We start from the raw sequence: 19,298 nt of genomic DNA, 5'->3' as shown, positions 1-19,298 counted from the left end.
CGTTATTGCGCGGTGGTAATAAATGACTGTAATTGGGCTTCGGTTTGTAAACGTTGCTGTAAGGCACTGGCTTCAGCTTTGTTGGCGAATGGACCAAGCTGAATACGCCAGACCGCGCCGTTTTGGGTCACGCGACCGGGTACGCCGAACTGTTGTCCCAGTTGCTGTTGATACTGTTGCGCGCGTGCCTGATCGCTAACGGCCCCCACTTGCACCATAAAGTTACCGCTGGCGCTTTGCGAAGCGGCTTGCGGTGTCACCATTGCAGATGTTGTTGCAGGTGCTGAGACAACGGGCTGTGGTGCAGGCGTCGGTTCGCTGCCTTCCAGTACGCCGGGCGCCAGGGTAGTCGGCGCGCCGAGGAAGCCGCTGCTGGTTACCGGCGCGCCGGTCGGATCTTCGCTTTTCAGCGTTGAGTTGCTGACCGGGAGAATATCACCCTGCGGGACAGACATAGAGTTTGTTCCGCTGCCGCCGTTTAAATCGGGCGGCGCAGGCAGGGCGTAAGTCTGTTTGGCAATGGTAGTACAAGCCATGCCTGGGCCAGAAAATGAACCATCCTGGGCGACGATAATAGGATCGATACGAACTTTTGTATTGTTCGAGGTGTTAAGACGGTCAGCTGCCGCGCGTGAAAGTGAAATCACACGGTCGTTGCCGTAGGGACCGCGATCGTTAATGCGCACCACGATCATCCGCCCATTAGCCAGGTTGGTGATTCTGGCGTAGCTGGGGATGGGGAGCGTTGGATGCGCCGCCGTCAGCTGCGTTGGATCAAATGCTTCGCCAGATGCTGTCAGATTGCTGCCAGGTTCGGCATCATAAATGGCTGCAAGGCCCGCCTGACTAAAGCGTGAAGGGTCCTGCACGATTTTGTAGCTTCTGCCGTCGCGCTGATAATCCTGATTTGCCGTCGCGTTCAGTGGTTCGAAACGTGGTTCCGCCCCGCTAATTTCAACTTTAGGGCCGTTACATACCGCAGGCTGCGGCACACTTACCGTCTGTTGCTGACCATCATCGCTAGTACATGCCGCGAGCATTCCTGCCGCGATGCAGATCCCGAGCCACTGCTTACGCATTCGCACCTCTTACACGCTTTTCGACAACATTTTCCTGTGGGTGTGGATTGACATCACAATCCCAAACCCAGCCATCAGCACTATGAGCGCCGATCCTCCATAACTGACCAGCGGGAGTGGAACCCCTACAACCGGCAGAATACCGCTTACCATACCAATATTTACGAAGACATAAACGAATAATATCAGCATTAAGCCGCCAGCCATGACGCGACCAAAGGTAGTTTGTGCTCTGGCTGCAATCCACAGTCCGCGCATGATGAGCAGAATATAGAGAGCAAGCAGAATCAAAATACCCACTAATCCCAACTCTTCCGCCAGTACCGCGAAGATAAAATCGGTATGGCGTTCGGGCAGAAATTCAAGCTGTGACTGGGTACCGTGCAGCCAGCCTTTACCGCGTAATCCGCCGGAGCCAATAGCAATTTTAGACTGAATAATGTGATAGCCCGCGCCAAGTGGGTCTGATTCCGGGTCGAGTAGCATCATTACGCGCTGGCGCTGGTAATCATGCATCAGGAAGAACCACAAGATTGGGATAAATGCTGCCACCAGTACCACTGCAACGCCAATCAGGCGCCAGCTAAGTCCGGAGAGAAACAGTACAAACAGACCGGAAAGCGCAACGAGGATTGACGTTCCCAGGTCAGGCTGCGCTGCCACCAGCAACGTGGGCATAAAAATCAGCACCAGCGCGATGGCGGTATTTTTTAACGACGGCGGGCAAACGTCACGGTTGATAAAGCGAGCCACCATGAGCGGCACAGCTATTTTGGCGATTTCCGAGGGCTGGAAACGAACGATACCGAGATCCAGCCAACGTTGAGCGCCTTTGGAGATGGCCCCAAAGGCATCTACCGCTACCAGCAAAATAATACAGATGATATAGAGATAGGGCGCCCAGCCTTCATAAACGCGCGGCGGAATTTGGGCCATCACCACCATAATGACCAGCCCCATCGCGATCTGGCCGATTTTACGCTCCATCATGCCGATGTCCTGGCCGCTGGCGCTCCAGATTACCAGGGCGCTGTAGACCAGTAATGCCAGTAAGATCAGTAGCATTGTGGGATCAAGATGGACTTTATCCCAGAATGTTTTTTTATTCGGATTATCCGTCATGATTAATGGTCCTCCGCAGCAGTAACCGCCGGGTTTTCTGCAGGCAGATCGGTGTTGTTGTCACCAAGCATAATATGGTCGAGGATCTGGCGCATCAGCGTACCGACCGCCGGGCCAGCCCCGCCGTTTTCCAGAATCATAGCGACAGCGACTTGCGGATTGTTATACGGCGCAAACGCGGTCATCAGTTTGTGGTCGCGCAGACGCTCGGCAATTTTGTGCGCATTATAGGTTTCGTTCGCCTTCAGGCCGAAGACCTGCGCGGTACCGGATTTCGCCGCAATTTTGTAGGGCGCGCTGGCAAAGTATTTATGTGCCGTACCGTTAGGACGGTTAGCAACACCAAACATGCCGTCTTTCGCCAGTTCCCAGTAACCGGAATGAATATCGCCTACCGGCGGTTCATGCGGCTGTACCCACGGCACTTGTTTGCCATTTTCGGCGGTGCTCATCAGCAAATGCGGAACCTTCACAATACCGTCGTTAATCAGGATCATCAGTGCTTTGTTCATCTGGATAGGGGTCGCTGTCCAGTACCCCTGACCGATACCGACAGGAATGGTGTCACCCTGATACCACGGTTTTTTAAAGCGTTTCTGTTTCCATTCGCGGGTCGGCATATTACCGGAACGTTCTTCCGACAGGTCGATACCGGTGTAATGACCGTAGCCAAATTTACCCATCCATTCAGAAAGGCGGTCGATGCCCATATCGTAGGCAACCTGATAGAAGAAGGTATCTGCTGACTCTTCCAGCGATTTAGTGACATTCAGGCGACCGTGGCCCCATTTTTTCCAGTCACGATAACGCTTTTCAGATCCCGGCAACTGCCACCATCCAGGATCAAACAGGCTGGTATTACGGGTGATCACCCCTGCACTTAATGCCGAAACCGCCACATAAGGTTTAACCGTCGACGCTGGCGGATAAACCCCCTGCGTGGCACGGTTCACCAGTGGTGTGTTCGGGTCGTTCAGCAACGCGGAATAATCTTTGCTGGAGATACCGTCAACAAACAGGTTTGGGTCGTAACTTGGCGTAGAAACCAGCGCCAGCACGCCACCTGTACGCGGATCGGTGACTACAACAGCGGCACGACTGCCCGCCAGCAGTGTTTCAATATACTGCTGGAGCTTGAGATCAATTGTCAGGTAAATATCATGCCCGGCCTGCGGCGATACTTCTTTTAACTGGCGGATGACGCGACCGCGGTTGTTAACTTCAACTTCTTCATAACCCGTCTGGCCGTGCAGAACATCTTCGTAGTAACGTTCAATCCCCAGCTTGCCGATATCATGTGTTGCGGCATAGTTGGCCAGTTTGCCGTCATTATTTAGTCGCTCGACGTCTTTATCGTTAATTTTCGAGACATAACCGATAACGTGTGTCAGCGCTGAACCATAAGGATAGTAACGACGTTTATAGCCTTTAACTTCCACACCTGGAAAACGGTACTGGTTAACGGCGAAACGCGCCACCTGAACTTCAGTCAGGTTGGTTTTCACCGGAATAGAGGTAAAACGGTGCGAACGTGCACGCTCCTTTCGAAACGCGGCGATATCGTCATCGGTCAGGTCAACCACGCTGCGCAGGGCGTCCAGAGTCTGCTGCACGTTATCGACTTTCTCCGGCATCATCTCTATCTGATAGATAGTTCGGTTGAGCGCCAGAGGGATACCGTTACGGTCGTAGATAATGCCGCGGCTGGGGGCGATAGGCACCAGCTTAATGCGGTTTTCATTAGAACGGGTCTGGTAATCGGTAAAGCGAACAATTTGTAGGTTATACAAGTTGGCGATGAGCACGCCGGTTAGCAGCAAAATCCCCAAAAAGGCGACCAGCGCCCGGCGCACAAACAGCGCGGACTCTGCCGAATAGTCGCGAAAAGAGTTCTGTAATTTCATCCGCTGCGTTTTCTACTTAAGGCTACCATATCACTCACGGTGATAAGGATGGTTGGTGGTAATGCTCCACGCCCGGTACAGACTCTCTGCGACCAGTACGCGAACCAGCGGATGGGGGAGGGTAAGCGCCGAAAGTGACCAGCTTTGTTCTGCCGCCGCTTTACAGGCAGGCGATAACCCTTCCGGCCCGCCAATCAGCAAGCTGACATCGCGGCCATCCAGCTTCCAGCGTTCCAGTTCAGCGGCTAACTGCGGCGTGTCCCAGGGCTTGCCTGGGATATCGAGGGTGACAATGCGGTTTTTACCGGCAGCCGCCAGCATTTGCTCACCCTCTTTGTCGAGTATGCGCTTGATATCCGCGTTCTTGCCGCGTTTTCCCGCCGGAATTTCAATCAGTTCAAAAGGCATATCTTTCGGAAAACGACGCAGGTACTCGGTAAAACCGGTTTGTACCCAGTCCGGCATTTTCGTTCCCACGGCGACAAGTTGCAGCTTCACGCATTAACTCCAGAGTTTTTCCAGCTCATACAGGCGACGGCTCTCTTCCTGCATAACATGGACAATCACATCACCCAGATCGACCACAATCCAGTCGGCGCCGTTTTCACCTTCAACGCCGAGGGGCAATAAACCCGCCGCGCGAGATTCCTGAACCACGTGGTCGGCAATGGACATAACATGACGGCTGGATGTTCCCGTACAGATGATCATACAGTCGGTGATACTGGATTTGCCCTGAACGTCTAAGGCGATGATGTCCTGACCTTTGAGGTCATCAATTTTGTCGATAACAAAATCCTGGAGTGCTTTACCCTGCAAGTTTTCCCCCTGGGTGAAATAAAAAAGATAAAAATGGTCTGTCAGTATACCTGAAGCAGAGGCGATTTCGGGACAAATGTCAGCAAATCGGCTCTTGAAAGTGGGCTATCATCCCACCCCGCGTCACAGATTGCATCGCCATTTTTGTAAAACAATTTCTACAAAGTCGTGTATGGCGGAAACGTCAGGTTGCGGAGAATATCAGCCTGCCCGGGCCTGTCAATGTCCGTTGCGGCTTACCTGTAAAAAAACAGAAAAGTCATGCATCTTCGCACCAGATGGCGCGGCTATTGAGGACACGTAGAGTTGCGAACTCGTCATTGATATCAATGGCGCTCCAGCAGCCCTGGTCTACACGAAAATGCCACATTGCCTCGGGAGGCATGCCGATTAAGCGGGCAATCAACAGGCTCAACACACCCTGGTGGCTAACGATCAATATGTTTTTGTGCTGCTGATACTCACCAAGTCCGGCAATAAACCTTTCTATCCGCTGTGAAAATGCCTGAAAGCCTTCACCGCGAGTAGGGACGGTATGCTGCCAGTCATTGCACCAGGCACTATAGTTTTCGGCATCTTCTTGCATCAGCTCGCGATGATGCCGCATTTCCCAGTCACCAAAAAACATTTCGTTGAGTTCAGGGATGATTTGCACAGGGAGTTGACGGTCGTCAAGAACCAGGCGCGCGGTGTGCTGCGCCCGTTCCAGTTCACTGCATAAAACCCTATCGAAGGGAACATCACGTAGCAGTGTATGCAAGCTTTTCGCCTGCGCGATACCGCGCTCTGTAAGTGGTGTAGGCGCATGACCGCTGTATAACCCGTCGACATTCGCTTGCGTTTCACCGTGACGAATTAACCACAGTCGCATCATTCCCTCCGTGACGGCAGATATCAGCGATACAAGCCTTGTTGGTTAATGTAAGTCAGTACTGATTCTGGTAACAATTCCTCACAAGATTCGCCGTTTTGCAAACGTTCGCGGATGATTGTCGCCGAGATGTTGAACCACGGCGTTTCGGCGAGATAAATTTTACCAGCAGGCTGAAGATGCAGATCTTCCGGATTATGCGTCAAATGATCTTCCAGCCACTGCTGGTACTGCGGCTGTGCCATTTCCAGCGGATAACCTGGACGTCGACAGACTATCAAATGTGCATTGTCGAGAATCGTTTCGTATTCATACCAGGTCGGAAAGTTCAGCAGCGAGTCCTGACCGATAATAAACGCCAGCGGCACATCTGGGCCTTGCTCCTGTCGCCACTCTTTTAACGTCTGCGACGTGTAAGAGGGGGCATTACGCTTTAACTCGCGTTCATCAAGGGTAAACAGCGACTTGTCGGCAATCGCCAGTTCAAGCATATGTTTTCGCTGCACGCTGTTCGCTTCAGGCTGGGGGCGATGCGGAGGAACGTTGTTAGGGATAATCGTTACTCGCGTCAGACCAATCAGATTCGCCAGCGTTTCCACGGGTTTTAGATGGCCATAATGCACCGGGTCGAAGGTGCCGCCAAACAGAGCTTGTAAAGATTTCATATCAACCGTCGATAAATACGTCTGCCAGTGGTTTATGACACAAAAGAAGAGATAATCCCTCCAGTTCTGCCCACACGGACTGACCGTAATCTTGTTTGAGAGTAAGTTCCGTTCGTGTCAGGAGTTGTACAGCCTGACGTAACTGTGGCTGACTCAGGCGATTTAGCGCTTCGCTAATCATGTTACGACGGTTCTGCCATACCCGATGCTTATCAAACAGCGCACGCAGTGGAGTATGAGCAGACTGACGCTTCAGATTAACTAGCAGCAATAGCTCACGTTGCAAAGTACGCAACAATATCACCGGCTCACTGCCTTCCAGGCGCAACTGCTGAAGAATATGCAATGCACGCTTGCTTTTGCCACTCAACAAAGCGTCAACCCAATGAAAAGGGGTGAAATGAGCGGCATCATTCACCGCTTGCTCAACGCGCGGCAGTGTCAGTTTGCCGTCCGGCCAGAGTAGCGATAAACGCTCCAGTGCCTGTGCCAGTGCCAGCAGGTTTCCTTCATAACAGTAGCAGAGCACCTGATTCGCCGCGTCATCCAGTTCTAAATTGAGCTGTTTTGCTCGCGCGGCAACCCAGCGAGGAAGCTGGGCTTGTTCTGGGGTCTGGCAAGTAACCTGCACGCTACGGTTTGCAAGCGCGGTAAACCAGGCGGCATTTTCCTGCGCTTTGCTCAATTTATTACCGCGTACGATCAACAGCAAATCGTCATGCAGCAATCCGGTGAGCGTGAGGAGTTGTTCATTGATCGCCGCATTTGGTCCATTTTCAGGTAGCACTAACAACAAAGTTTGCCGACTGGCAAACAGGCTCATTGCCTGGCATAGCGAAAATATTGCGTTCCAGTCCGTGTTGGGATCAATGGAAAAAGTATGGTGTTCTTCAAACCCTTGTGCGGCGGCGACCTGACGAATGGCGTCCTGGCTTTCTTGCAACAACAGGGGATCGTTACCAAGTAAAAGATAGGCCGCGCGCAACCCTTCAGTGAGCTGCGCGCGGAGCTGTTCCGGGTACAACCGAATCATCAGTTACCCAGCGTGGTGGAGACGCGTGCAGGCGTTGCTGTGGTATCCGTTGTTGTCGACGTTTCTTCGTCGGAACGGACGTCCGCAGCGCGAATGCTTGGCAGCTTACGAATAAGCTGTTCGGCGGCACGGTCGTACATCTCTTTAATGATCATGTCCTGCTCGTTATCTTTCGCTAACGCCATTTGCGGGTTATCGAAGAACGAACGGAAGACTTTGGCGCTAATCGGGTAGATATCTCGTCCAGGAATCAATACCGACGCGCTAACAGTCATCACCATCTGATATTCCGCAGTTTGACCATTACGGAAAACCGACGCGGTATCCTGTGAGATTAATACAGCGCCCAGACGCAGGGATGGAACATCCTTACGCGTGGTTTCTTTATCGAGCAACTCGACGCCGTTCAGACGTAACTGATTACGCACTGCACGGCTTAACGGCCCGTTCGGGTCACCGGAGTCCAGGATCATAACCTTCATAGTGGAAGGGACCTGCGTGGTATCACGCAGATGCCAGCCACACCCGGCGGTGATTAACACCGCCAGAGATAACAACAATGTTGCCAGATATCGCACGCTTCCTCCCGCGCTTAGCCAACGACCAGATTGAGGAGTTTACCTGGTACGTAAATCACTTTACGCACGGTAACGCCATCAAGATATTTTGCTACCAGATGTTCCTGGCCAGCACGTTCGCGAACCTGTTCTTCCGTTGCGTCCACCGGAACGGTGATTTTGGCACGGACTTTACCGTTAACCTGAACAACGACCAGCGTGGAGTCTTCCACCATCGCTTTTTCGTCAGCCACCGGCCACGGCGCGTTGTCGATATCGCCTTCGCCTTTCAGCTCCTGCCACAGCGTGAAACAGATGTGTGGGGTGAACGGGTTAAGCATACGAACTACTGCCAGCAGCGCTTCCTGCATCAGGGCGCGATCCTGCTCGCCATCGGTCGGTGCTTTCGCCAGTTTGTTCATCAGCTCCATAATCGCCGCAATTGCGGTGTTGAAGGTCTGACGACGGCCGATATCATCGGTCACTTTAGCGATCGTTTTATGCACATCGCGACGCAGCGCTTTCTGATCTTCAGTCAGTGCATCGACGTTCAGTGCCGCAACATCGCCTTTCGCAGTATGCTCGTACACCAGTTTCCAGACACGTTTCAGGAAGCGGTTAGCCCCTTCCACGCCGGACTCCTGCCATTCAAGAGTCATATCCGCCGGAGAAGCAAACATCATAAACAGACGAACGGTGTCCGCGCCGTAACGTTCAACCATCACCTGCGGGTCGATACCGTTGTTCTTCGACTTGGACATTTTGCTCATGCCGGTATAAACCAGTTCATGGCCTGCCGCGTCTTTCGCTTTCACGATACGGCCTTTCTCGTCACGTTCAACGATAGCATCAACCGGGGAAACCCAGTTACGTTCGCCGTTTTCGCCAACATAGTAGAAGGCATCTGCCAGCACCATACCCTGACACAGCAACTGTTTCGCTGGTTCGTCAGAGTTCACCATGCCTGCATCACGCATCAGTTTGTGGAAGAAGCGGAAGTAGAGCAGGTGCATGATGGCGTGTTCGATACCACCAATGTAGATATCCACCGGCAGCCAGTAGTTAGCCGCTTCGGAATCCAGCATACCTTCTTTGTACTGCGGGCAAGTGTAGCGCGCATAGTACCAGGAGGACTCCATAAAGGTGTCGAAAGTGTCGGTTTCACGCAGCGCTGGCATACCGTTAACGGTAGTTTTTGCCCACTCCGGATCTGCTTTAATCGGGCTGGTAATGCCGTCCATCACCACATCTTCCGGCAGGATCACCGGCAGCTGGTCGTCCGGGGTCGGCATTACAGTACCGTCTTCCAGCGTCACCATCGGAATCGGTGCGCCCCAGTAACGCTGACGGGAAACACCCCAGTCGCGCAGGCGGTAGTTCACTTTACGCTCGCCAACGCCCATCGCAGTCAGTTTATCGGCGATGGCGTTGAAGGCCGCTTCATGGTCAAGACCGTTGAACTCGCCAGAGTTGAACAGCACGCCTTTTTCAGTCAGTGCCTGCTGAGAAAGATCGGGCTCAGAGCCGTCAGCTGCCAGGATAACTGGTTTGATGTTCAGGCCGTATTTAGAGGCAAACTCGTAGTCGCGTTGGTCGTGACCCGGAACCGCCATAACTGCGCCCGTGCCGTACTCCATCAATACGAAGTTTGCTGCCCAAACGGGAATTTCTTCGCCCGTTAATGGGTGAACCGCTTTAAAGCCAGTATCGACGCCTTTTTTCTCCATCGTCGCCATTTCGGCCTCGGCAACTTTGGTGTTACGGCATTCGTCAATAAAGGCCGCCAGTTCTGGATTATTTTCCGCCGCTTTCTGCGCCAGCGGATGACCTGCCGCTACCGCCAGGTAGGTACAACCCATAAAGGTGTCCGGGCGAGTAGTATAAACAGTCAGCGTGTTGTCATAGCCGTTAACGTTGAAGGTGATTTCTACGCCTTCGGAACGACCAATCCAGTTACGCTGCATGGTTTTAACGGTGTCTGGCCAGTGATCCAGTTTATCCAGATCGTTGAGCAGTTCGTCAGCGTAAGCGGTGATTTTGATAAACCACTGCGGGATCTCTTTACGTTCAACTTTGGTATCGCAGCGCCAGCAGCAGCCGTCGATAACCTGTTCGTTCGCCAGTACGGTCTGGTCGTTCGGGCACCAGTTGACCGCAGAGGTCTTCTTATACACCAGGCCTTTTTTATACAGCTCGGTGAAGAATTTCTGTTCCCAACGGTAGTATTCCGGCGTACAGGTTGCCAGCTCGCGGCTCCAGTCATAACCAAAGCCCAGCATTTTGAGCTGGTTTTTCATGTACGCGATGTTGTCGTACGTCCACGGTGCTGGCGCGGTGTTGTTTTTTACCGCCGCGCCTTCCGCAGGCAGACCAAACGCGTCCCAGCCGATCGGCTGCAGAACGTTTTTGCCCAGCATGCGCTGGTAACGGGCGATCACGTCACCGATGGTGTAGTTACGTACGTGGCCCATGTGTAGTCGACCAGAAGGATAGGGAAGCATAGACAGGCAGTAATACTTCTCTTTGCTCTCGTCTTCGGTTACTTCAAATGTGCGCTTCTCATCCCAGTGAAGCTGTACTTTGGATTCTATCTCTTCCGGGCGGTATTGCTCTTGCATGGCAGCCAGTGGTCCTGTTTTCATTACGGCTACAAAAGTAGCGTTAGAGGTGGTTTTTCAGATCCGCATAGCATAGCCCAAACGTCCGCGTCAAAACAGCCTTTCGCGCACTCGACGTTGAAATCGCACAGCGGTAATCCTTGCACGAATTTACACACTCTGTGGGCAGTCTTGCAAAGTTGAGCGTAAATAACGTCTATTATTATAGCCAGTTAACGACACGGGAGATGAAATGATGAACAAGGTTGCTCAATATTACCGTGAACTGGTGGCGTCATTAAGCGAGCGACTGCGTAATGGCGAACGCGATATCGATGCACTGGTAGAACAGGCGCGTGAGCGTGTAATAAAAACAGGGGAGTTAACGCGGACCGAGGTCGATGAACTGACTCGGGCCGTCAGACGTGACCTGGAAGAGTTCGCCATGAGTTATGAAGAGAGCCTGAAGGAAGAATCCGACAGCGTTTTTATGCGGGTGATTAAAGAAAGCCTCTGGCAGGAACTGGCGGACATCACCGATAAAACGCAGCTTGAATGGCGTGAAGTTTTCCAGGATCTCAATCATCACGGGGTTTATCACAGCGGAGAAGTGGTAGGGCTGGGGAATCTGGTCTGCGAAAAATGTCACTTCCATCTCCCGATCTACACGCCGGAAGTGCTGACGCTATGCCCGAAGTGTGGTCATGATCAGTTCCAGAGACGTCCGTTCGAGCCGTAATAGTTTGATTTTGCACACCAATAAAGAGAATTTGGGCCGAATGAAATTCCCCGGCCCTTGTTTTTTATCTCTACAGTAAATCTTCAATCTCACGGATTTCTTGACTGACATCTCTGGTACCGGATGACTGAACTTTACGATACAGGTCGAGAGCCTGTCGGAGATCAACAGGTCTTCCTTCTCCGTAGTGATACATAATGGCCAGGTTATACCAGGCAGTGGCATGATCGCATTCAGCGGCTTTCGTAAACCATTCAAAGGCCGCGTTATAATCTTTCTCAACGCCTTGCCCATGTTTATACATATAGCCGATGTTAACGTAAGCGCCGATGCTTCCCTGAGCGGCAGCCTTCAGATACCAGTACATCGCTTGTTTATAGTCCTGGTCTACCCCTTCGCCAGCGTTATAAGCCCACGCAATTTGAAACTGGGCGTGCCGATTACCCTGCTGTGCGCTTTTCAAATACCAGAATGCGGCGAGAGTCTTGTTTTGAGCAACGCCTTCTCCATCTTTATAAAGATCGGCCAGATTGTCTTGCGCGTCACTATGGCCTTGCAATGCAGCTTGTTTGTACCAGAAAAATGCCAGCGCATAGTCTTGTGCGACTCCGTTGCCATTTCTGTACATCCACCCAAGATTATTTTGCGCATAAGACATTCCGCTCTCCGCGGCTATCTGATACCAGGCAACCGCTTCTTTATCGTTGGGGTCTTCTCCACGATCCAGTATCCAGCCAAGGACGTTGGAAGCGAAAGTATGTCCTTGTAGGGCTGCTTTTTTCAGCCAAAAGATGGCTTGCTCATTATCTTTATGACGGCTTTTATCCTCGGAGTATTTCCGCCCTAAGGAATATTGTGCTTCACAATGGCCTTGCTCAGCGGCAAGCTTTAGCCAGTAAAAGGCCTTTTCGTCGTCCGGAGAGTCAATTGCACTATCGCGATTGTAATAAAATCCAACAATATATTGAGCTTCACTATCGCCTTGTTCAGCACGTTCGATAATCTCATCTATTGATAAATTATCGCAGCAACTTGACGTAAATATCATTATCATTTCCTTATGGTTGCAGATAAAGCATATTATATTTTTATATGTTCCATTTTTGCGTAAACCTTATTTTATGCGTATTATGTTGCGTCAGAAAAGTATAAATAAATGAGCCTCGTAATGTGGTTTGCATTCATTAAATGAATGTTTAAGGATAAATTATATGGACATGGAGTCGCAAAAAATATTGTTTGCACTTTCCACTCCGATGGAAATACGCAATGAATGCTGTTTACCTTCGCATTCATCCCCCAAAATGTATTTAGGTACATGCTTTTTTGACCTTTCTTCCTCCTGGGGAATTGATGACCGTGATGACCTGCTGCGCACAATTCACCGAATGATCGATAACGGTCATGCCGCTCGGTTGGCAGGATTTTATCACCGCTGGTTTCGTTATTCGCCATGTGAATGGCGTGACTATCTTGCTGAATTAAATGAGCAAGGTCAGGCTTACGCGCAATTTGTCGCCAGCACCGCCGAATGCTGTGGCGAAGGGGGGATCAAAGCCTGGGATTATGTCCGGATGGGTTTTTTAAGCCGGATGGGCGTACTTAATAACTGGTTGAGTGAAGAAGAAAGTCTATGGATCCAGTCGCGCATTCATCTACGGACTCTACGTTATTATAGTAACTGGCGGCAATACTTTGCCGGTTATACCTTTGGTCGGCAATATTGGCAGTCTCCCGAGGATGATAATCTGCCTTTATTACGTGAATTCTTAGCGCGTAAAGAATACGACGACTCCGGCAATGATATGTTTTATCAATTATTTGCCAGTGACGATGCATATTACGCGACCTTACCCTGGCAACAACTGGCTAACTACCCCGCATGCCCGGAAACGCTTAAGGATATGAGCGACCTATGAAAAATTGCTGGAAGATCCTCGACATAGAGGAAACAACTGACGTCGATATTATCCGTCGCGCTTATCTGGGGTTGTTACCGTCCTTTCATCCAGAAACCGATCCACAGGGCTTTAAACAACTGCGTCAGGCGTATGAAGACGCGCTACGGATTGCGCAGTCGCCTGCTAAATCTGTTTGGCAACCAGAAGAACATGAAGTTGCAGATCATGAAATTCTGCTCGCCTTTCGTGCGTTACTTGCCTCTGATAGCGAACGTTTTCTGCCCTCAGCCTGGCAGCGATTCATTCAGCAATTAAATTATTGCTCGATGGAAGAGATTGATGAATTACGCTGGTTGTTGTGCGCGATAGCTATGAACACTGCCCATTTATCCTTCGAGTGCGTGGTGTTATTAGCAGAAAGATTGCGGTGGTTGCAGGAGGAAAACACCGGGGAAATAGACGAAGAAGAACTGGAATCCTTTTTATATGCCATTGCGAAGGGGAATATTTTTAACTTCCAGACCATCCTGCATCTGTCCGTTGCCGTGCAAAATGACACCATTGATTTTTACCAAATGTTCGCTCGGATTTGGTCATCGCATCCAGAATGGCTGACACTGTATTTAGCGCAACATCGCGCAGTGATTATCCCCGATGATGCAAAACTGCACAGAAATTTACTGTGCTGGTATACCTCAAGCCGCCTGGGATTACCTGAACTCCTGGATTACGCCCGGTCGTGGCGGGAAACTGAACCTGATAATGAAGATGCGCGTTATTATGAATACGCGCAACGTGTCTATTGTGGAGAAGGCGAAAACCTGCTGGCAGAACTTTGTGATTACTGGCGCAAGTCTCCCTCTACCCAGGCGGATGCTTTAATGTTGCAATGGTGCCGTCAGCATCGGGTCGATTATTACCCATTAGTGGTGATGATGATTGAAGCTCGTGAACTGGTTAACGATCAGGGAAAATCGTTACTTTATGTTCCTGGCGACAGCGCCCGTACGCGCTTTCAATTATACGAAATACTCAGCGATGAAAAACTCTCCGCGCTGGGGCGTTCTCTGGTCGAGATGGTTTTGCACAAAGGGCGTAAGCCGCGAATCTCACTCACGCGTGATACAGAGCATCCCTTATGGCCATTATATTTAGTTGCGAAACAATTAGTGCTGGCGAACCAGCCTACAGAAGAATCATTAATGCCGATCGTCGCTCGTCTTGATGCAGAAGATCGTTGCCCACTGGAAGCATTAATTATTCGTCGATTATTAATTCAGTCGGCGAATTTTACCGAGAAGCAAACCGTCGAACCGGAGCCGCAACCGCAGCCAATGCCTGTTGATGATGGTGGGCCGGGCTGTCTGGGCATCATTAAAATTATTTTCTATATTTTTATTTTTGCTGGTTTGATAGGGAAAATACTCCATCTCTTCGGGTGACAGTCGACGTTAATGTGCGGGAAGCCCGGCAAGTAATCTTTCCGCATTTTTGTAATGTTGTTTGGCGGCCAGTTTTAACCATTTTTGAGATTCATAATGGTTAACATTAATACCAGTGCCATTTCTGTAGATCAAACCCAAAGTATATTGAGCATGAGCATACCCTTGTTCAGCTGCTTCCTTATACCAGAGAATTGCTTTACGGGTATCGGGTTTGACTCCCAGGCCTTTCAGGTAGATCCACCCCAGTTTGCTTTGTGCGCGCGGATTTTCCTGTTCTGCTGATTGCTCATACCAGTATCTCGCCTGTGTATAATCCAGTGGTTTACCGCCGCTACCATGAAGATAAAATTCGCCAAGGCGGTATTGCGACGTTGAGTGACCATGAATCGCGGAAAGCTCCGTTGCTGCCGTGGTAAACGGTAGACTGCCTGGTGATCTTAAATAATCAAAGACATAATTCACCATAGCTTTATCGCGCAAAGTCGTTTTCTTAGGTTGGCTAATACAAGTGATAGCCGCAACTATAAATATTGCGAATATAAAATATATTTTTTTGTTCATTTATCAATACTTCGATTTTCTTTTTATTTTGAAAGCGTCAAGTTTATACTCATCATTAATAAAAAAGTAGTCAGTTAATGTACTTAAAGGATTGTTAATAAATGGATAAGGAAGAACAACGCCTTCTATTTGCGCTTTCTACGACAATGGAGATTCTTAATAAGGGATGCAAGCCTGCACATGACTCGCCAAAAATGTATACCGGAATAAAAGAATTTGATCTGTCATCATCTTGGGGAATAAATAATCGTGATGATTTAATTCAGACTATTTACCAAATGACCGATGATGGTCACGCAAATGATTTAGCCGGGTTATATCTGGCATGGCATCGCTCTTCACCTGAAGAGTGGAAAGCATTAATTGCTGGCGGCTCTGACAGAGGGCTGATTTATACCCAATTTGTTGCACAAACCGCTATGTGCTGCGGGGAAGGGGGAATCAAAGCCTGGGATTATGTTCGAATGGGGTTTCTGTCACGGGTCGGTGTGCTCAACAAGTGGCTGACGGAAGAAGAGAGTTTATGGCTGCAATCGCGCGTCTATGAACGAGCACACCATTACTATCACAGTTGGATGCACTATTTTTCCGCCTATTCGTTAGGACGTCTCTACTGGCAATCCGCTCAGTGCGAAGACAACGCTTCGCTACGCGAGGCGCTGACCTTGTACAAATACGATAGCGCCGGGAGTCGGATGTTCGAAGAGCTGGTAGCGGGAAGCGATCGTTTCTATGCCACGCTTCCCTGGCGGCCATTAACTGACCAGCCTGAATGCCCGGCAACGCTTAAGGATGTGAGCGACCTATGAAAACATGTTGGCAAATCCTCGAAATCGAAAGCACAACACAAGTTGATATTATCCGTCAGGCTTATCTTGCTCGTTTACCGTTGTGTCATCCCGAAACCGATCCGCAGGGGTTTAAAGCGTTACGCCAGGCCTATGAAGAGGCGCTGCGACTGGCGGTAAATCCTGTCGAGGAAGCAGATAATGAAGATAAAGATGCCGCCGCTGAACATGAAATACTACGTGCATTCAGGACATTACTGGATTCAGAAAGTGATCGTTTTCAGCCCTCCGCCTGGCAGAAATTTATTCAGCGATTAAATACCTGGAACATGGAGGATGTCGAACAATTACGCTGGCCGCTGTGTGCAATCGCTATAGAAGCGCGATATCTTTCATTAAATTGTGCTTCTTTGCTGGCAGAGCGTTTGAACTGGCATTCATTTAGTGACAGCGAAGGAATGGATGAAGAAGAGCGGGAGGCTTTTCTTGAGGCTATTCAGGCTGGTGATTGTTTCGATTTCCGTAGCCTTCTGGAATATCCCGTCGCGTTACAGAACCAGACTGTTGAATATTACTTCGCGCTGGAACGTTGCTGTCGTTACCATCCTGACTATGTCACTGCATTTTTGGCGATGGCAGGTCCGTGGTTAATTCCTGATGATGCGAAGTTGCATCGCAAACTACTGCGCTGGTACAGCTCGGTGCAAACAGGTATGGCGGAACTCATTCCTGTTGCCCAACAGTGGCAAACGGAAGAACCAGAAAGCGAAGATGCCCGGCATTACCAGTGTGCACAACGTTTGTACTGCGGCGAGGGGGAAAGCCTGCTTGCCGATCTCTGCGTGTACTGGGAAAGTTACCCATCTACACAAGCCGATAATTTGTTATTGCAGTGGAGCAAACGTCATTGCCCGGATTACTTCGCGTTATTAGTGATGGTTATCGAAGCGCGAAGCATGATTGATGCACAAGGTAAGCCGCTGAAATATGTTCCTGGCGAGAGCGCCCGGACGCGGTTGCTATGGGCGGAAATTTTACATAGCGGAAAATTATCGCCGTTAGGTCAATCGTTTATCGAGTCGTTATTCTTCAAACGCAAAGCATGGGCGTGGTGGAAATCGAGAGTCGGTAGCGAGACAGGGCAAGATTCACCGTTACTGGATCTGTATCGGGTAGCGGAACAGGTAGTACTGGAAGCGTTTCCGAAACAAGAGATGCTGACCCGTCTTAATACAAGGCTGGAAGGCGGAGACGCTCATCCATTAGAGGCCATTATCACCCGGATGCTGTTAACGAAAGTGAAACTCGAACCGGTGGATGAAGATGTCGATGAGCCTATACCTGAAAATCATGAAGAGAAAAATGATGAGGATGAAAAACCACAGAGCATTACCAGCATTATTAAAATCAGCTTAACGGTGCTGGTGATAGGTTATGCTCTCGGCAAAATCGCGATGTTGTTTAGTTGACGATGTGTTTTTTGCGCCGATGCCAGATGCAGCGTTCACGCCGCATCCGGCAGCCGTGTTTAAGGGATCTCAATGGCCAAATAATCGCTCGCCCGTCGACGAACTTCATCGACGCGGGCCATATCGTTTGACTGTAACGCCTCATCAAAATCGGTGATCACCCGGCCAATCTCTTCTCGCTCGTCACCCAGCGCCCGCGCCCACAACTCTTCCAGTTTGGCTTTAAAGGTACGGTTGATGAGCATATCGCGCGGATAAATTTTCAATGCGGATAACCGCGCCCGACTCTCTTCAATCTGCTGAGCGCTCAATGTTACCGGACTGTGATTAATGACTCTGGACTTAACGCTGCCGTCTTCCAGAAGCACGTCAACTTCAAGCAACCCGTTGATATCATAACTAAAGCGAATATCAATTGACTGATAAGCCCCGGTTTTCTTCAACGGCACATCGAATGATTCCACCAGAATGTTATTTTTAACTTGGTGGTTTTCTCCCTGATAGACGTTAACCGTAATTGAATCCTGTTCCGGGTGCATGGTTGAATAAGTTTCTACACGCGATACAGGCACTGTGGTGTTTCGTTCAATAATCGGCGAGAAAATGCCGGAAACGCCCTGGCGGTTAACTTCAACGCCCAACGAGTAAGGGCAAATATCGGTGAGGATCACTTCTTCAATATCTTCGCTGCGTAAGCGGCAGGCGGCCTGGATCGCTGCGCCCAGCGCGACAATGGTGCTCGGATCGTAACTTTGATACGGTAGTTTGCCAAACAGACGCACGGCGATTCGCTGCACCAGCGGCATTTGTGACGCACCGCCGACCAGTACCAGGCTGTCGATTTGACTCGGCTTCAGACGTGCATCGCGCAACGCCTGTTCAATCGGCACACGCAAGCGGTTGAGTAGCGGTAACCACAAATCTTCCAGTTCGTTCTCGTAAAATTCGCATTCACGTGTTTCTTCCTGGTACTGCCAGCGAATGTGCATTGGCGATTGATTGCTACATTTTGCCGCTTCCACGCAGGCGTATAAGGCTGCCAGTTCGCTCTCGTTAAGCGTGGTTTTGGCAACTTCCGCGCGTTTTAAAACCTCATCGACCAGCATATGAGTAAAATCTTCGCCACCGAGGAAGTTATCGCCAGCGGAGGCGTGAACTTCAATCACCGGCGTGGCGTACTCGAGCACCGTGACGTCAAACGTGCCGCCACCGAGATCAAAAACCAGCGAGCGGGTATTTTGCTGCGTATGCAGGCCATACGCCATCGCGGCTGCCGTTGGCTCATTAATCAGGCGCACTGCATTTAGCCCGGCTAACTCTGCTGCTAAACGGGTATGCTTGCGTTGTTCATCACTGAAATAAGCAGGAACAGAGATCACCACATCTTTAATCGGTTGTTGCAGGAATTCTTCGGCATCTTCTTTTAATGAACGCAATACCAAAGAGGACAATTCCGGTGCATTAAATGTGTCACCGCCTAAACGCCAGTTGGTATTACTGCCCATCGCGCGTTTAAATAACGCTGCGGTTTTATCAGGATGCGATGTGCGCCTGGACACTGCCGGTTTACCGACCAGAATATGGTTATTTTCATCCATGCTAATTATGGATGGTGTTAAATATTCACCGAATTTATTTGGAATTAATTGTGCGGCACCGTCTTTCCAGACAGCAATTAAACTATTGGTAGTACCGAGATCGATACCAATGGCGAGTTCTGCATTATCCATTGCATTTATATCTTGAAA

The 19,298-nt window shown here is 50.2% G+C and carries 18 protein-coding genes; 5 read left to right on the top strand and 13 right to left on the bottom strand.

Features of this window, described 5'->3' with window-relative positions; all coding sequences use genetic code 11:
• Positions 1 to 2: 2 nt before the first annotated feature.
• From rlpA to leuS, 10 genes are all read right to left on the bottom strand, one after another.
• Positions 3 to 1,079: an endolytic peptidoglycan transglycosylase RlpA gene (gene rlpA, locus AACS80_RS14810; RefSeq protein ID WP_135409663.1), complete on the bottom strand. Its 1,077-nt coding sequence runs from the start codon at positions 1,077 to 1,079 to the stop codon at positions 3 to 5.
• Positions 1,080 to 1,088: 9 nt separating this feature from the next.
• Positions 1,089 to 2,201 carry a peptidoglycan glycosyltransferase MrdB gene (gene mrdB / locus AACS80_RS14805; protein WP_000131717.1) on the bottom strand — a complete coding sequence of 371 codons (1,113 nt, stop codon included), beginning with the start codon at positions 2,199 to 2,201 and terminating at the stop codon, positions 1,089 to 1,091.
• Positions 2,202 to 2,203: 2 nt separating this feature from the next.
• Positions 2,204 to 4,105 carry a peptidoglycan DD-transpeptidase MrdA gene (gene mrdA, locus AACS80_RS14800; RefSeq protein ID WP_130219433.1) on the bottom strand — a complete coding sequence of 634 codons (1,902 nt, stop codon included), beginning with the start codon at positions 4,103 to 4,105 and terminating at the stop codon, positions 2,204 to 2,206.
• Positions 4,106 to 4,135: 30 nt separating this feature from the next.
• Positions 4,136 to 4,603, bottom strand: coding sequence for a 23S rRNA (pseudouridine(1915)-N(3))-methyltransferase RlmH (gene rlmH, locus AACS80_RS14795; protein WP_000776104.1), 468 nt, complete (start codon positions 4,601 to 4,603; stop codon positions 4,136 to 4,138).
• A gap of 3 nt (positions 4,604 to 4,606) precedes the next feature.
• Positions 4,607 to 4,924, bottom strand: a complete 318-nt coding sequence (rsfS, locus tag AACS80_RS14790; protein WP_001161662.1) for a ribosome silencing factor — start codon at positions 4,922 to 4,924, stop codon at positions 4,607 to 4,609.
• 259 nt (positions 4,925 to 5,183) lie between these two features.
• A complete protein-coding gene (locus tag AACS80_RS14785) occupies positions 5,184 to 5,795 on the bottom strand; it encodes an adenosylcobalamin/alpha-ribazole phosphatase (protein ID WP_135404663.1) in 612 nt (203 codons plus the stop codon).
• Between the two features lie 23 nt (positions 5,796 to 5,818).
• Positions 5,819 to 6,460 (bottom strand): nicotinate-nucleotide adenylyltransferase, encoded by a 642-nt coding sequence (nadD, locus tag AACS80_RS14780; protein WP_064528967.1) that lies wholly within the window; start codon positions 6,458 to 6,460, stop codon positions 5,819 to 5,821.
• A gap of 1 nt (position 6,461) precedes the next feature.
• Complete coding sequence (gene holA, locus AACS80_RS14775; RefSeq protein ID WP_130222596.1) at positions 6,462 to 7,493, bottom strand: DNA polymerase III subunit delta; 1,032 nt, start codon at positions 7,491 to 7,493, stop codon at positions 6,462 to 6,464.
• Positions 7,493 to 8,071 carry an LPS assembly lipoprotein LptE gene (gene lptE / locus AACS80_RS14770; RefSeq protein ID WP_135409664.1) on the bottom strand — a complete coding sequence of 193 codons (579 nt, stop codon included), beginning with the start codon at positions 8,069 to 8,071 and terminating at the stop codon, positions 7,493 to 7,495. The genes holA and lptE overlap by 1 nt, the downstream gene beginning before the upstream one ends.
• Before the next feature lie 14 nt (positions 8,072 to 8,085).
• Positions 8,086 to 10,668, bottom strand: coding sequence for a leucine--tRNA ligase (leuS, locus tag AACS80_RS14765; protein ID WP_138183871.1), 2,583 nt, complete (start codon positions 10,666 to 10,668; stop codon positions 8,086 to 8,088).
• A gap of 235 nt (positions 10,669 to 10,903) precedes the next feature.
• Between leuS and AACS80_RS14760 the strand changes: the two genes are divergently transcribed.
• On the top strand, positions 10,904 to 11,386 hold the full coding sequence (locus AACS80_RS14760; RefSeq protein ID WP_001044880.1) for a zinc ribbon-containing protein: 483 nt from the start codon (positions 10,904 to 10,906) through the stop codon (positions 11,384 to 11,386).
• A gap of 70 nt (positions 11,387 to 11,456) precedes the next feature.
• Here AACS80_RS14760 and ybeQ read toward each other — a convergent pair whose 3' ends face one another.
• Positions 11,457 to 12,434 (bottom strand): Sel1 family TPR-like repeat protein YbeQ, encoded by a 978-nt coding sequence (gene ybeQ, locus AACS80_RS14755; protein WP_135409665.1) that lies wholly within the window; start codon positions 12,432 to 12,434, stop codon positions 11,457 to 11,459.
• A gap of 163 nt (positions 12,435 to 12,597) precedes the next feature.
• On the opposite strand from ybeQ, the gene AACS80_RS14750 reads away from it, so the two are divergent.
• Positions 12,598 to 13,305 (top strand): DUF1266 domain-containing protein, encoded by a 708-nt coding sequence (locus AACS80_RS14750; RefSeq protein WP_135409666.1) that lies wholly within the window; start codon positions 12,598 to 12,600, stop codon positions 13,303 to 13,305.
• Complete coding sequence (locus AACS80_RS14745) at positions 13,302 to 14,729, top strand: J domain-containing protein (protein WP_135409667.1); 1,428 nt, start codon at positions 13,302 to 13,304, stop codon at positions 14,727 to 14,729. Before AACS80_RS14750 ends, AACS80_RS14745 begins: the two co-directional genes overlap by 4 nt.
• A gap of 9 nt (positions 14,730 to 14,738) precedes the next feature.
• Here AACS80_RS14745 and AACS80_RS14740 read toward each other — a convergent pair whose 3' ends face one another.
• On the bottom strand, positions 14,739 to 15,293 hold the full coding sequence (locus AACS80_RS14740; RefSeq protein ID WP_130222604.1) for a tetratricopeptide repeat protein: 555 nt from the start codon (positions 15,291 to 15,293) through the stop codon (positions 14,739 to 14,741).
• Positions 15,294 to 15,394: 101 nt separating this feature from the next.
• Here AACS80_RS14740 and AACS80_RS14735 point away from each other — a divergent pair, with 101 nt between their 5' ends.
• Positions 15,395 to 16,102 (top strand): DUF1266 domain-containing protein, encoded by a 708-nt coding sequence (locus AACS80_RS14735; RefSeq protein WP_135409669.1) that lies wholly within the window; start codon positions 15,395 to 15,397, stop codon positions 16,100 to 16,102.
• Positions 16,099 to 17,550 (top strand): co-chaperone DjlC, encoded by a 1,452-nt coding sequence (gene djlC / locus AACS80_RS14730; RefSeq protein ID WP_135409670.1) that lies wholly within the window; start codon positions 16,099 to 16,101, stop codon positions 17,548 to 17,550. The genes AACS80_RS14735 and djlC overlap by 4 nt, the downstream gene beginning before the upstream one ends.
• Positions 17,551 to 17,609: 59 nt before the next feature.
• Here djlC and hscC read toward each other — a convergent pair whose 3' ends face one another.
• Positions 17,610 to 19,280, bottom strand: coding sequence for a molecular chaperone HscC (gene hscC / locus AACS80_RS14725; RefSeq protein WP_135409671.1), 1,671 nt, complete (start codon positions 19,278 to 19,280; stop codon positions 17,610 to 17,612).
• Positions 19,281 to 19,298 lie beyond the last annotated feature (18 nt).

Source organism: Escherichia sp. E4385 (assembly GCF_963883145.1).
Taxonomy (GTDB): Bacteria; Pseudomonadota; Gammaproteobacteria; order Enterobacterales; family Enterobacteriaceae; genus Escherichia.
This window is presented reverse-complemented; position numbering and strand designations above follow the sequence as displayed.

Bases quoted from the DNA above. Each gene is read 5' to 3' on its own strand.
- mrdB (WP_000131717.1), bottom strand. From the start codon at position 2,201: ATGACGGATAATCCGAATAAAAAAACATTCTGGGATAAAGTCCATCTT.
- AACS80_RS14745 (WP_135409667.1), top strand. From the start codon at position 13,302: ATGAAAAATTGCTGGAAGATCCTCGACATAGAGGAAACAACTGACGTC.
- AACS80_RS14760 (WP_001044880.1), top strand. From the start codon at position 10,904: ATGAACAAGGTTGCTCAATATTACCGTGAACTGGTGGCGTCATTAAGC.
- AACS80_RS14735 (WP_135409669.1), top strand. From the start codon at position 15,395: ATGGATAAGGAAGAACAACGCCTTCTATTTGCGCTTTCTACGACAATG.
- nadD (WP_064528967.1), bottom strand. From the start codon at position 6,460: ATGAAATCTTTACAAGCTCTGTTTGGCGGCACCTTCGACCCGGTGCAT.
- ybeQ (WP_135409665.1), bottom strand. From the start codon at position 12,434: ATGATATTTACGTCAAGTTGCTGCGATAATTTATCAATAGATGAGATT.
- mrdA (WP_130219433.1), bottom strand. From the start codon at position 4,105: ATGAAATTACAGAACTCTTTTCGCGACTATTCGGCAGAGTCCGCGCTG.
- rlpA (WP_135409663.1), bottom strand. From the start codon at position 1,079: ATGCGTAAGCAGTGGCTCGGGATCTGCATCGCGGCAGGAATGCTCGCG.
- AACS80_RS14750 (WP_135409666.1), top strand. From the start codon at position 12,598: ATGGACATGGAGTCGCAAAAAATATTGTTTGCACTTTCCACTCCGATG.
- AACS80_RS14740 (WP_130222604.1), bottom strand. From the start codon at position 15,293: ATGAACAAAAAAATATATTTTATATTCGCAATATTTATAGTTGCGGCT.
- hscC (WP_135409671.1), bottom strand. From the start codon at position 19,280: ATGGATAATGCAGAACTCGCCATTGGTATCGATCTCGGTACTACCAAT.
- leuS (WP_138183871.1), bottom strand. From the start codon at position 10,668: ATGCAAGAGCAATACCGCCCGGAAGAGATAGAATCCAAAGTACAGCTT.
- holA (WP_130222596.1), bottom strand. From the start codon at position 7,493: ATGATTCGGTTGTACCCGGAACAGCTCCGCGCGCAGCTCACTGAAGGG.
- AACS80_RS14785 (WP_135404663.1), bottom strand. From the start codon at position 5,795: ATGCGACTGTGGTTAATTCGTCACGGTGAAACGCAAGCGAATGTCGAC.
- djlC (WP_135409670.1), top strand. From the start codon at position 16,099: ATGAAAACATGTTGGCAAATCCTCGAAATCGAAAGCACAACACAAGTT.